Genomic DNA, 12,444 nt, shown 5'->3' on the forward strand with positions numbered 1-12,444 from the left:
TTGAAATAGTAGGAACTGTCACGAAATTAAAATGAAGTTCTTACATAAGCGAATCTTAAAAAATTTCATTTTGGTTTTAAAACAGTTCAAGAAAATCAAAAACTATTCTATTTGAAAGAGAGGTGCCGACTGTGAAAGTCAATAAAATTCGTATGCGGGAAACAGTGATTTCCTACGCTTTCCTAGCACCAGTGTTATTCTTCTTTGTCATCTTTGTCTTGGCTCCTATGATTATGGGATTCATTACAAGTTTCTTTAACTACTCCATGACTAAATTTGAGTTTGTAGGCTTTGACAACTACATTCGCATGTTTAAAGACCCTGTCTTTATGAAGTCTTTGATCAATACCGTTATCCTGGTTATTGGATCTGTTCCGATTGTGGTTCTCTTCTCGCTCTTTGTAGCATCTCAAACCTATCATCAAAATGCCATTGCTCGTTCTTTCTATCGTTTCGTATTCTTCCTTCCTGTAGTTACAGGTAGTGTTGCCGTAACGGTTGTATGGAAATGGATCTATGACCCCCTATCAGGGATTCTAAACTTTGTCCTTAAGTCAAGCCATATCATCAGCCAAAACATTTCTTGGCTGGGTGACAAAAACTGGGCTTTGCTAGCGATTATGATCATCCTTTTGACAACATCTGTTGGTCAACCGATTATCCTTTATATCGCTGCCATGGGAAATATTGACAACTCACTTGTTGAAGCAGCGCGTGTTGACGGTGCGACTGAATTTCAAGTCTTCTGGAAGATCAAATGGCCTAGCCTTCTTCCAACAACTCTTTACATCGCGATTATTACGACTATCAACTCATTCCAATGTTTTGCTTTGATTCAGTTGTTGACTTCTGGTGGTCCAAACTACTCAACAAGTACCTTGATGTACTACCTTTACGAAAAAGCCTTCCAATTGACAGAATACGGCTATGCAAATACCATCGGTGTCTTCTTGGCAGTGATGATTGCCATTGTCAGCTTTGCTCAATTCAAGATCCTCGGAAACGACGTAGAATACTAAAGAAAGGAGACAGTTATGCAACCTACACAAAAGAAACCCTTAACAGCTTTCACTGTTATCTCAACGATTATCTTGCTCTTGTTGACCGTACTGTTCATCTTTCCATTCTACTGGATCTTGACAGGGGCCTTCAAATCACAACCTGATACCATTATGATTCCGCCACAGTGGTTCCCTAAAATGCCAACCATGGAAAACTTCCAACAACTCATGGTGCAAAACCCTGCTATGCAGTGGATGTGGAACTCTGTATTTATCTCACTGGTAACCATGTTCCTAGTGTGTGCAACCTCTTCTCTAGCAGGCTATGTCTTGGCTAAAAAACGTTTCTATGGTCAACGTATCCTCTTTGCAGTCTTTATCGCTGCCATGGCACTTCCAAAACAAGTTGTCCTTGTACCATTGGTACGTATCGTTAACTTCATGGGAATTCACGATACTCTTTGGGCAGTTATCTTGCCTTTGATTGGATGGCCATTTGGGGTATTCCTTATGAAACAATTCAGTGAAAATATCCCTACAGAATTGCTTGAATCAGCTAAAATCGACGGTTGTGGTGAGATTCGTACCTTCTGGAGCGTAGCCTTCCCTATCGTGAAACCAGGATTTGCAGCTCTTGCGATCTTTACCTTCATCAATACTTGGAACGACTACTTCATGCAGTTGGTTATGTTGACTTCACGTCAAAACTTGACTATCTCACTCGGGGTTGCGACCATGCAGGCCGAAATGGCGACCAACTATGGTTTGATCATGGCGGGTGCAGCTCTTGCAGCCGTACCAATCGTAACCGTCTTCCTTGTCTTCCAAAAATCCTTCACTCAAGGGATCACTATGGGAGCGGTCAAAGGTTAAGACCTTGCGAAAATCGAATTCAAACCACGTCAGCATCACCTTGCCATACTTAAGTTTTGCCAGCGGTTAGCTTCCTAGTTTGTTCTTCGATTTTCATTGAGTATAAGAGAATATATAGTTATAAGTGTCTACAAAATGGAGAGTATGCAGTTACTTCGTGAAGTTTTGTCAGACACTTATAAACTTAAGAATGAACTCTTTTCATGATACTAGTTAGAGTAGGTTCGTTTTATGGTGGCTATTTTCCGCTTTAGTGGTATCTAAGATAAGAATCTTACGCTTATCTTAGACGGAATTTTTGAGACTGACGATGGAGGAGTGAAAGGCTCAAAAATTAGGGATGAAATCCCGAAGTAATTTGCTTCCGTCCGCACTGTTACAGGGAAATAGAGGAAGGATAATTCGAAACTGAAAAATAGTAACTATCAGAAACGAAGGAAACAGTATGATTTTTGACGATTTGAAAAACATCGCCTTTTACAAGGGGATCCATCCCAATCTAGATAAGGCTATCGACTATCTCTATCAGCACCGTAAAGATTCTTTCGAGTTAGGAAAGTATGAGATTGACGGGGACAAGGTCTTTCTAGTTGTGCAGGAAAATGTCCTCAATCAAGCTGAAAATGATCAATTTGAGCACCATAAGAACTATGCAGACTTGCATTTGCTGGTAGAAGGACATGAATATTCGAGCTACGGTTCACGTATCAAAGACGAAGCAGTAGCATTCGACGAAGCGAGTGACATTGGCTTTGTCCATTGTCATGAAAAATACCCACTCTTGCTGGGCTATCACAATTTTGCAATTTTCTTCCCAGGAGAACCTCACCAGCCAAATGGCTACGCAGGGATGGAAGAAAAAGTTCGCAAGTATCTCTTTAAAATTTTGATTGATTAAAAGAATCAGGAGGAGCAAACATGGCACAAAAAGGAGTAAGCCTTATCAAGGCAGCATTTGATACAGATAATTTTCTCATGCGTTTCAGTGAGAAGGTCTTGGATATCGTCACAGTCAATCTTCTTTTTGTCGTATCTTGTTTGCCCATTGTGACGATTGGAGTGGCGAAAATTAGCCTCTATGAAACCATGTTTGAGATTAAGAGAAGCAGACGGGTACCAGTCTTTAGAACTTATCTAAGAGCCTTCAAGCAAAATCTGAAACTGGGTTTCCAGTTAGGTTTGCTGGAGTTAGGCATTGTGTCATTAAGCCTTCTAGATCTCTATCTCTTCTGGGGTCAGACAGCTTTGCCTTTTCAAGTTGTGAAAGCTATTTGTTTGGGGATTCTCATCTTCCTCACTCTCGTGATGCTGGCTAGCTATCCCATTGCTGCGCGCTATGATTTGTCTTGGAAAGAAGTGCTGCAAAAAGGGCTTATCTTGGCAAGTTTTAACTTTCCTTGGTTCTTCCTCATGTTAGCCATTCTCTTTCTTATTGTGATGGTTCTTTATCTATCCGCCTTCACTCTCCTTTTGGGTGGGTCAGCCTTTATCCTCTTTGGTTTTGGTTTGCTGGTCTTTCTCCAAGCAGGATTGATGGAGAAAATTTTCGCCAAATACCAGTAGGATGACTTGTTTCTGAAACTACTTTCAATCGTTACAGTTTCTAAAATACAAGTAGAAACTAAAATCTAAGTGTATACAAGATATTGAAAGCGATTTTCACAAGGTGTATACTAAACTTGTAAAAAATAGAACTGCTCTCAGCAGAAAAAAAGAAATCTTAGGAGAAAATCTATGTCAGATTTGAAAAAATACGAAGGTGTCATTCCAGCCTTCTACGCATGTTATGATGATCAAGGAGAAGTCAGTCCAGAGCGTACGCGTGCCTTGGTTCAATACTTTATTGATAAAGGTGTTCAAGGTGTCTATGTCAATGGTTCTTCTGGTGAATGTATCTACCAAAGTGTGGCAGACCGCAAGTTGATTTTGGAAGAAGTCATGGCAGTTGCCAAAGGGAAATTGACCATCATCGCTCACGTAGCCTGCAACAATACCAAAGATAGTATGGAACTTGCTCGCCACGCAGAAAGTTTGGGTGTAGATGCCATTGCAACGATTCCACCGATTTACTTCCGCTTGCCCGAATACTCAGTTGCCAAATACTGGAATGACATTAGTGCTGCAGCACCAAACACAGACTACGTGATTTATAACATTCCTCAATTGGCAGGAGTTGCTTTGACTCCAAGTCTTTATACTGAAATGTTGAAAAATCCACGTGTTATCGGTGTTAAGAACTCTTCTATGCCAGTTCAAGATATCCAAACCTTTGTCAGCCTTGGTGGAGAAGACCACATCGTCTTTAATGGTCCAGATGAACAGTTCCTAGGTGGCCGTCTCATGGGTGCCAAAGCTGGTATTGGTGGTACTTATGGTGCGATGCCAGAACTCTTCTTGAAACTCAATCAGTTGATTGCTGAGAAAGATTTGGAAACAGCGCGTGAATTGCAATACGCTATCAATTCGATCATTGGCAAACTCACTTCTGCACATGGAAATATGTATGGTGTGATTAAGGAAGTCTTGAAACTCAATGAGGGCTTGAACGTTGGTTCTGTTCGTTCACCATTGACGCCAGTAACCGAAGAAGATCGTCCAGTTGTAGAAGCAGCTGCAACCTTGATTCGTGAAACCAAGGAGCGCTTCCTCTAATCCATAAGGAGGTATTTATGACACACTACGTTGCAATTGATATCGGTGGAACCAATATCAAATATGGCTTGATTGACCAAGAAGGCCAACTTGTTGAATCGAATGAAATGCCAACCGAGGCGCATAAGGGTGGTCCTCATATCTTACAAAAGACAAAAGATATCGTAGCCAGCTATTTAGAAAAAGGCCCAGTAGCAGGTGTTGCCATTTCTTCTGCAGGAATGGTGGATCCTGATAAGGGTGAAATTTTCTATGCTGGTCCTCAGATTCCCAACTATGCAGGAACCAACTTCAAAAAGGAAATCGAGAGTACCTTTGAGATCCCTTGTGAGATTGAAAATGATGTCAACTGTGCAGGTCTAGCTGAGGCAGTATCTGGTTCAGGCAAGGGAGCGAGTGTCACACTTTGCTTGACCATTGGAACCGGTATCGGTGGTTGCTTGATTATGGATGGGAAAGTCTTCCATGGATTTAGCAATTCAGCTTGCGAAGTCGGTTATATGCATATGCAGGATGGAGCTTTCCAGGATCTTGCTTCTACGACAGCCTTGGTAGAATATGTGGCAGCAGCTCATGGAGATTCAGTTGACCAGTGGAATGGTCGGCGCATTTTCAAGGAAGCTACCGAAGGAAACAAGATCTGTATGGCTGGCATTGACCGCATGGTAGACTATTTAGGAAAAGGTCTGGCAAATATTTGCTACGTTGCCAATCCAGAAGTGGTCATTCTCGGTGGTGGTATCATGGGGCAAGAGGCTATTCTCAAGCCAAAGATCCGCACAGCCTTAAAAGATGCCTTGGTGCCAAGTCTAGCAGATAAGACGAGATTAGAATTTGCCCATCACCAAAATACAGCAGGGATGCTCGGTGCGTACTACCATTTCAAGACAAAACAATCCTAGTTTGGTTGAACCAAACTAGGATTTTCTAACGCGTTTTTGTCTACGATAGCCATTGAGTTTTTTATTTTCCCAATAGCTATTAAAGATTTTCTCCTTGCTTTCACGATTGATTTCCAAAAAGTAGGCATAAACCAAATCTATAAGGAAGAGCATGGGGAGTTGAGCGGATATCCGTTGAATGTAGGAAGGCTGGCTGTGGCTGGCAACAAGAATGGTCTCTGTATAGGCCTGACTATTTTTGTTTGGAGCGCTGGTAAAGAGGATGGTCTTGGCCCCCATCTCTTTTGCGTCTAATAGACTGTCTAAAATAGAAGGAGTTGTACCAGAAAGTGAGAAACCGAGTACGAGACAATTTTCATCCATGATGCTGGTCGTCCATGCAAAGCCGTCTTGATCGGTTAAGGCTTCACAGACCACACCTAGACGCATGAAACGCAATTTCATTTCACGAGCGACAAGACCGGAACTGCCTGTTCCAAAGAAGTAGACACGCTCAGCATCTTCGATTAACTGGGCGACTCGTTCCAGTTGTTCTTCGTCAATCAAATCCTGCGTTTGTTCTCGCATGATACTGTAGCTTCGCAAAACACGTTTGGTCAAAGGACTATGTTTGTGGGAATGAGTATCCTGTTTACTAGCCTGATGCTGGTATTGAAAGACGAATTCTCGGTAACCTGTAAAACCACACTTTTTGGCAAAGCGGGTCAATGCTGCTTGGGAGATGTGTAATTTCTGGGTGACTTGCTGAGAAGAAAGATCATCTTGGATCGTTTCAGGTTGTAAAAAATAGCGAGCGATTTCTTGCTCGAGCTCGGTTAATTCTTCAAAATGGAGGTCGATTATGGTTGCGATGTCTGGCTTGTTCATGAGGCTCCTTTTTATGAGTCAAAGTCTTAAAGGTTAACGCTTTCCTAACTATTACTATCATTATATCATAGAAGTTAGGATAACTAAATAAAAAGGCATTTTCAGTTGAAAGTCAAAAAATGCTTCGACTTTTCCAAGAGTTTCTCCGTAAAATATGGTACAATGAAAAGTACTGAGCTTCACCTGTTTGCTCTATTATTTTATATGTAAATAAAGGTGAAAATTGGAAACTTTTCTAGAAAAGAGTCTTAGTTGTATGAGAAAATTCAATAGCCATTCGATTCCTATTCGGCTTAATTTACTGTTTGCCATTGTTATCCTGTTGTTTATGGCCATTATTGGTCGATTGTTATACATGCAGGTTCTCAATAAAGATTTCTATGAAACAAAATTGGCCTCAGCCAGCCAAACAAGGGTAACAACCAGTTCAGCTCGTGGACAGATCTATGATGCGGCAGGGAAATCCTTGGTAGAAAACACTGTCAAGCAGGTTGTTTCTTTCACACGAAACAATAAAATGACAGCAGCTGAATTGAAGGAAACAGCCAAGAAACTTCTCACATATGTGAATGTGACCTCCCCTAATTTGACAGACCGTCAGATTGCAGACTACTACTTGGCGGACCAGGACGTTTACAAAAAAACAGTCGAATCCTTGCCAAGTGATAAACGCCTAGATTCAGATGGGAACCGCTTATCTGAAGCGACTCTCTATAATAATGCAGTTGAAAGTATTGACGTGAGTCAACTCAATTATACAGATGACCAGAAAAAGGAAATCTATCTCTTTAGTCAGCTCAATGCCGTTGAAAATTTTGCGACGGGCACCATTTCTACGGATGCCTTGAATGATACCCAAGTTGCTCTCGTTGCATCAGCATCCAAGGAATTACCAGGTATCAGTATTTCAACCTCATGGGATAGAAAAGTCCTAGACACTTCTTTGTCTTCAATTGTAGGTAGTGTATCAAGTGAAAAATCAGGTCTTCCAGCAGAGGAAGTGGACGCTTATTTGAAAAAAGGGTATTCTCTCAATGACCGAGTGGGAACTTCCTATCTTGAAAAGCAATATGAAGATGTTCTTCAAGGGAAACGCTCCGTCAAAGAAATCCACCTAGACAAACACGGAAATATGGAAAGTGTGGAAAATGTCGAAGAAGGAAGCAAAGGAAACAACATCAAGTTAACGGTTGACCTAGCTTTCCAGAATGGTGTGGATGATCTACTCAAGAGCTACTTCAACTCGGAGTTGGGTAACGGTGGAGCCAAATACTCTGAAGGAGTCTATGCTGTAGCCCTCAATCCTAAAACCGGTGCAGTTCTAGCTATGTCAGGTGTCAAGCATGATGTCGAATCCGGTGAATTAAGTTCAGATTCGCTTGGAACGATAACCAATGTCTTTGTACCAGGGTCTGTCGTTAAGGCGGCAACCCTTAGCTCTGGTTGGGAAAATGGGGTCTTGTCAGGAAATCAAACTTTGACAGATCAGCCGATTGTTTTCCAAGGTTCGGCTCCGATCAATTCATGGTATACCTTGTCCTATGGCTCCTTCCCTATCACAGCAGTTGAGGCTCTAGAGTACTCTTCTAATACCTACATGGTTCAGACTGCGCTAGGGATCATGGGGCAGTCCTACCAGCCAAATATGATAGTCGCAACTGATCAGTTAGAAACTGCAATGGGCAAGTTGCGATCAACCTTTGGAGAATATGGACTTGGAGCTTCAACAGAGATTGACCTCCCAGATGAATCTACAGGATTTACACCAAAAGAATTTGATTTGGCCAACTATATTAATAACGCCTTTGGTCAGTTTGACAACTACACACCTATGCAGTTAGCCCAGTATGTCGCAACTATTGCAAACAATGGTGTGCGTTTAGCTCCTCACATCGTTGAGGGAGTTTATGGAAACAATGAACAAGGTGGCTTAGGCAATCTAGTTCAAGAAACAGCCACCAAGGAACTGAACAAGATCAATATCTCAGAAGCGGATATGGCTCTCTTGCACCAAGGTTTCTATCAAGTTTCGCATGGAACGAGCGCTCTGACAACTGGTCGTGCCTTTTCAAATGGCGCAGCCGTTTCCATCAGCGGGAAAACGGGTACTGCCGAAAGTTACGTTAATGGCGGTCAAAAGGCCAATAATACCAACGCGGTCGCCTATGCACCGACCGAAAATCCCCAAATCGCAGTCGCAGTCGTCTTTCCTCATAACACCAACCTAACAAACGGTGTCGGACCTTCAATTGCGCGTGATATTATCAACCTTTATCACCAACACCATCCAATGAATTAGAAAGGGACTTATGCTGTATCCAACACCTATTGCAAAGCTGATTGACAGCTATTCAAAGTTACCAGGTATCGGGATCAAAACGGCTACCCGCCTAGCCTTCTATACCATTGGAATGTCTGATGACGATGTCAATGAATTTGCCAAAAATCTTCTATCTGCCAAGCGGGAATTGACCTATTGTTCCATCTGTGGCCGTTTGACCGATGATGATCCTTGCTCTATCTGTACGGATCCGACTCGAGACCAGACAACCATCTTGGTGCTAGAGGATAGTCGCGATGTGGCTGCTATGGAAAATATCCAAGAATACCACGGACTCTATCATGTCTTGCACGGTCTCATTTCTCCTATGAATGGTATCAGTCCAGACGATATCAACCTCAAGAGCCTCATGACTCGTCTCATGGATAGTGAGGTTTCAGAGGTGATTGTGGCAACCAATGCGACAGCGGATGGAGAAGCGACATCCATGTATCTATCTCGTTTGCTCAAACCAGCTGGTATCAAGGTCACTCGTCTAGCACGAGGCCTAGCTGTGGGAGCAGATATCGAGTATGCGGATGAGGTCACACTTTTACGAGCCATTGAAAATCGGACAGAGTTGTAGGAGTCAGTAAAAACGTAGCTCATTTTGACGTATAAGACAAGCCCTAGGAATTTTTCTTAGGGCTTTGTTTTTTTCTGTTTCTCACAAAGGGAGGACAAACCTTGCTAATAAAACTACTCAAACTATAAGGAATCAGAAAGGGGATCTCCAAAATCATTAATGCCGCCTTTGTCAAACTCATTCACTGAGCGATAGAGTTTATTCTAAGGAGATGAGCGCATTTGCCCTTAGGATTTGTTTTGAAATCGTACTATTTTTGTGTTATGATATGATCAATATATAATAAATAAGGGGAGTTTGAAGTATGGGTGGAAAGATAAAATCTAGCACGATAGCAGCAGAGGCAGCTATTAATGAATTGGTCGGGTATGACACGAGCAACAAGCAAAATCAGCAAGTAGAGTTTTCATATACTTCTGAAATTGCTGGGATGGAAGCGGGACGTCAGGCCTGCAATCAAATGCTACAGGCGGTCAGTGATTTCAGCTCGGCTGTTTTGACCCAAGCAAATAAGTTTCCAGAAATTGCTCATAAGATTGAAAAACGCGATGTAGAGCAGGCTAAGAGGTGGGAACATTAAAAATGGCAGATAAGAACGAAGAAAAACGCTACAAACTGTGGAGAGAAATTGTCAAGATTGACGATAAAGAAGAAAGTCTTCAGACTCTAAAAAGACAATATGAACAGCAGCTAACTCACTTTCACTCAGAAATCCAGAGCATCCACCATCGTATGGCGACTCTATTAGCTATCTCGCCTAGTTCTCGTCAGGTGATAGAGCAAATCGAAAGTGATAATAGAACCATTCAACGACAGGTCAACTCTTATGTAGATGAGGAACTGGATGAATTGGGAAAACAAACGAAGAAGGCTCGTCGGTCTTTCGATGAAGCTAGAGAAGAACTGATATCAGAAAGGAACCGGCTACCATGGGAGTAAAATACAGCGCACAAGAATCCCAAGAATTGATTCAAGCCATGACTAACAACCTCCAGGTCGCAAATGAAGTCACGGACCGCTTATCTAGTGGATGTGACCACCTGATTTCCTCTTTAGACTCAGGTGAGCTGACAGGAGCAGCCTACACAGCTGGTAAAGGTCTCTTTACAGACATTATCATCCCCAGCATTAAAAAGCTTCAAGCAGCGGTAGACGATATCCAACTAGAGTTGACCTCCTACAAACATGCGGATGCTCAGGTATCAGGATATGGTGATTTGGACCTGGACCAGCTCAAGGAACTGAAAAAATTGAGGGAAGGGCAGTTAGCTATCGTAGAAGCTCAGATTCAAGCGAGGGAGAACTGGCTAAATCAAATCAAAGACCTCTTTAGTCTCAATTGGGGGAAAGCCTTCTCTGAGAAGACCATCCTCTACAATACCAAGTCTCAAATCGAGTCAGGTATTCAAGATTTGGATGACAAGATTGAAAAACTAGAATTTTTTGTTTCCCAGGTTTCCCAGTATTTCAACGATAGTCTAGAAGTCCTCAGCTTAGCTATCAAAGGAGCTACACAACTAAGTAAAATCATTGCCGATAGCGATGGCAACTACTATGCGGACGGTGTGGACATGAGTTGGGTACAGAAGATGAAGGATGTGAAGATTGAAAATCAAAAAATTGAGACATCCATACCAATAAGTAAAAAACAAAAATCTATTCAGACACTCCAACAGCAATATGGGTTTAGTCAAACTGAATCAGAAATATTACTAAAATTATATGCTAGTATGGAAAAGAAGTATGGTGCTAAGAAAGCGAATGTAGAATTCTTTAAGATAGTTGCTTCATACTCTTATGGTGACAAATCTTATGGTGCTTGGCAAATTGTCGCTGGATTATATAGTCCAAACGGGGTGAATGGCATAAAAGTTGGCATAAACGATAAACTACAATACATACTGAAAAAATATGGATTAAAAGATTATGAAATTGATACGATTCAGAAGGCTATCCAGAATCAGCATAATTTTGCGAGATTGGAAAAGATTGAAGAGGGAGATACAAATGATGAGATAAAAGGTAAACTGAATTTAGCTTCTGAGAAAGTATATGGTCAAGGAAATTATAATAAATTAGACGAGAAGCAGAAAGCAAGAGTAAGGGAATTATTGTCTCAATTTGGAGGAACAATAGATTATTCTCATATGGCTGCCACCATTTCTGCACATTTTACAGATAATCATGGAATAGAAAATGAGGATGATTTAGCGGGTTGGCAAGGTGATGTAGCTGGTGCTATGGGAATTTCTCCTAGTCTTGGCAATGATGATTATCGTTCAGATTTAGATGCTGTTAATATTTACCACAAAATGAAGAACGGAGATAGTGTAGTTGATGTTACAAACTCATACTATGATAGTGTTGAGAGAACATCTGGCTATAGAGCTTATGAATTTGTTCAAAATATTGGAGAAGGGGATTACACGAAAGGAATGAAGAAATTAGAAGAAACTTATAAATTATATGTCTCTTCTCATTCTAGTGAACAATCATCAACTTTCGAAAAATTTATGAATGCTATCCAACATTTCCAAAAAGATTTAGATAAACCCAATCCTTCTATCGGAGAGCAAAATGTTAAATAAAATGAAAAACTATTATAAAAACAAACCAACTCAAGCTGTCTTGATGCTCATAGTTCTTATTTGGTCAGTATATGAGATTGGTGCGACCAGTTTGGCAAGTAACTCTGCATTGACTAAGGAATTCATGCATAGTCGGTATGTTATGGTTTGGCCAATGGTAGATAAGAAAATGAAATTATACCATTATGCGGAAGAATGGACTAATGACGTTTTAGTTGGAATTATGCATTTAGATTATGGAAATATTAGAATAACTAGTTTTCCTAAAAAATGGGGGAGTGAAGCTGAAGTATACTATACACTGTCTGAAGATGAGTATGCTGATAGAGTATATTTTTTCTTAGACGAGCCAATTTCCAAAGCCTATATCAGCAGTTTAGAACAAAATTATTATTTGATTTCAAAGAATGCAGTTGCTATTAAAGAGGAAACAGGTAAGACGGTTGAGCAGTTAGTTCAAGAAGTGGGGAATGCAAGGAAAAACTTCTTATCAGCTCTTGGAAAGATGAAAATCTTTCGATTGGTCTATTTGGTTCTTCGTATGATAGTATTGTTGCAGTGTATCAGGTGGTCGGGTCAGCATAGAAAAAGGAAAGAGAACGAAATTTTTCAGAATGGATAGAGCATGATGTTAGAGAGCTTCCAAACAATCAAA

13 protein-coding genes are annotated in these 12,444 nt (G+C 41.1%); 12 read left to right on the top strand and 1 reads right to left on the bottom strand.

Annotation, left to right across the window (positions count from 1 at the left end):
* Positions 1-152 precede the first annotated feature (152 nt).
* The 6 genes from D8847_RS05425 to D8847_RS05450 all read left to right on the top strand — a co-directional run bounded on the left by D8847_RS05425 (position 153) and on the right by D8847_RS05450 (position 5,428).
* The gene (locus D8847_RS05425) at positions 153-1,019 is read left to right on the top strand and encodes a carbohydrate ABC transporter permease (RefSeq protein ID WP_002874780.1); all 867 of its coding nucleotides are present in this window, start codon (positions 153-155) and stop codon (positions 1,017-1,019) included.
* Positions 1,020-1,034: 15 nt separating this feature from the next.
* Entirely contained in the window at positions 1,035-1,874 is an 840-nt protein-coding gene (locus tag D8847_RS05430) for a carbohydrate ABC transporter permease (protein WP_001183243.1), read from the top strand.
* A gap of 445 nt (positions 1,875-2,319) precedes the next feature.
* On the top strand, positions 2,320-2,772 hold the full coding sequence (locus D8847_RS05435; RefSeq protein ID WP_000575429.1) for a YhcH/YjgK/YiaL family protein: 453 nt from the start codon (positions 2,320-2,322) through the stop codon (positions 2,770-2,772).
* Between the two features lie 20 nt (positions 2,773-2,792).
* Positions 2,793-3,437: a YesL family protein gene (locus D8847_RS05440; protein ID WP_084868007.1), complete on the top strand. Its 645-nt coding sequence runs from the start codon at positions 2,793-2,795 to the stop codon at positions 3,435-3,437.
* A gap of 171 nt (positions 3,438-3,608) precedes the next feature.
* Positions 3,609-4,526, top strand: a complete 918-nt coding sequence (locus D8847_RS05445) for a dihydrodipicolinate synthase family protein (RefSeq protein WP_125840885.1) — start codon at positions 3,609-3,611, stop codon at positions 4,524-4,526.
* Positions 4,527-4,543: 17 nt separating this feature from the next.
* The gene (locus tag D8847_RS05450; protein WP_125840886.1) at positions 4,544-5,428 is read left to right on the top strand and encodes an ROK family protein; all 885 of its coding nucleotides are present in this window, start codon (positions 4,544-4,546) and stop codon (positions 5,426-5,428) included.
* Positions 5,429-5,443: 15 nt separating this feature from the next.
* Here the strand turns inward: D8847_RS05450 and D8847_RS05455 are convergent, their stop codons facing one another.
* Complete coding sequence (locus D8847_RS05455) at positions 5,444-6,295, bottom strand: MurR/RpiR family transcriptional regulator (protein WP_125840887.1); 852 nt, start codon at positions 6,293-6,295, stop codon at positions 5,444-5,446.
* Between the two features lie 256 nt (positions 6,296-6,551).
* Between D8847_RS05455 and pbp2b the strand changes: the two genes are divergently transcribed.
* The 6 genes from pbp2b (at position 6,552) to D8847_RS05485 (ending at position 12,411) form a co-directional block, all read left to right on the top strand.
* Positions 6,552-8,594, top strand: a complete 2,043-nt coding sequence (gene pbp2b / locus D8847_RS05460; protein WP_125840888.1) for a penicillin-binding protein PBP2B — start codon at positions 6,552-6,554, stop codon at positions 8,592-8,594.
* A gap of 10 nt (positions 8,595-8,604) precedes the next feature.
* Positions 8,605-9,201 (top strand): recombination mediator RecR, encoded by a 597-nt coding sequence (recR, locus tag D8847_RS05465; RefSeq protein WP_000966754.1) that lies wholly within the window; start codon positions 8,605-8,607, stop codon positions 9,199-9,201.
* Positions 9,202-9,505: 304 nt separating this feature from the next.
* Positions 9,506-9,781 carry a TIGR04197 family type VII secretion effector gene (locus D8847_RS05470; RefSeq protein ID WP_125840889.1) on the top strand — a complete coding sequence of 92 codons (276 nt, stop codon included), beginning with the start codon at positions 9,506-9,508 and terminating at the stop codon, positions 9,779-9,781.
* Complete coding sequence (locus D8847_RS05475) at positions 9,769-10,140, top strand: hypothetical protein (RefSeq protein WP_260467771.1); 372 nt, start codon at positions 9,769-9,771, stop codon at positions 10,138-10,140. The genes D8847_RS05470 and D8847_RS05475 overlap by 13 nt, the downstream gene beginning before the upstream one ends.
* Positions 10,131-11,789 carry an ATP-binding protein gene (locus D8847_RS05480; RefSeq protein WP_125840890.1) on the top strand — a complete coding sequence of 553 codons (1,659 nt, stop codon included), beginning with the start codon at positions 10,131-10,133 and terminating at the stop codon, positions 11,787-11,789. The genes D8847_RS05475 and D8847_RS05480 overlap by 10 nt, the downstream gene beginning before the upstream one ends.
* Entirely contained in the window at positions 11,779-12,411 is a 633-nt protein-coding gene (locus D8847_RS05485) for a hypothetical protein (protein ID WP_125840891.1), read from the top strand. Before D8847_RS05480 ends, D8847_RS05485 begins: the two co-directional genes overlap by 11 nt.
* The last annotated feature ends 33 nt before the right edge of the window (positions 12,412-12,444 follow it).

The sequence above is a fragment of the Streptococcus mitis genome, assembly GCF_003942795.1.
In the GTDB taxonomy this organism is placed as follows: Bacteria; Bacillota; Bacilli; order Lactobacillales; family Streptococcaceae; genus Streptococcus; species Streptococcus mitis_BJ.

Coding starts and splice junctions, on each gene's coding strand:
- D8847_RS05425 (WP_002874780.1), top strand. CDS start 153: ATGCGGGAAACAGTGATTTCCTACGCTTTCCTAGCACCAGTGTTATTC.
- D8847_RS05430 (WP_001183243.1), top strand. CDS start 1,035: ATGCAACCTACACAAAAGAAACCCTTAACAGCTTTCACTGTTATCTCA.
- D8847_RS05435 (WP_000575429.1), top strand. CDS start 2,320: ATGATTTTTGACGATTTGAAAAACATCGCCTTTTACAAGGGGATCCAT.
- D8847_RS05440 (WP_084868007.1), top strand. CDS start 2,793: ATGGCACAAAAAGGAGTAAGCCTTATCAAGGCAGCATTTGATACAGAT.
- D8847_RS05445 (WP_125840885.1), top strand. CDS start 3,609: ATGTCAGATTTGAAAAAATACGAAGGTGTCATTCCAGCCTTCTACGCA.
- D8847_RS05450 (WP_125840886.1), top strand. CDS start 4,544: ATGACACACTACGTTGCAATTGATATCGGTGGAACCAATATCAAATAT.
- D8847_RS05455 (WP_125840887.1), bottom strand. CDS start 6,295: ATGAACAAGCCAGACATCGCAACCATAATCGACCTCCATTTTGAAGAA.
- pbp2b (WP_125840888.1), top strand. CDS start 6,552: ATGAGAAAATTCAATAGCCATTCGATTCCTATTCGGCTTAATTTACTG.
- recR (WP_000966754.1), top strand. CDS start 8,605: ATGCTGTATCCAACACCTATTGCAAAGCTGATTGACAGCTATTCAAAG.
- D8847_RS05470 (WP_125840889.1), top strand. CDS start 9,506: ATGGGTGGAAAGATAAAATCTAGCACGATAGCAGCAGAGGCAGCTATT.
- D8847_RS05480 (WP_125840890.1), top strand. CDS start 10,131: ATGGGAGTAAAATACAGCGCACAAGAATCCCAAGAATTGATTCAAGCC.
- D8847_RS05485 (WP_125840891.1), top strand. CDS start 11,779: ATGTTAAATAAAATGAAAAACTATTATAAAAACAAACCAACTCAAGCT.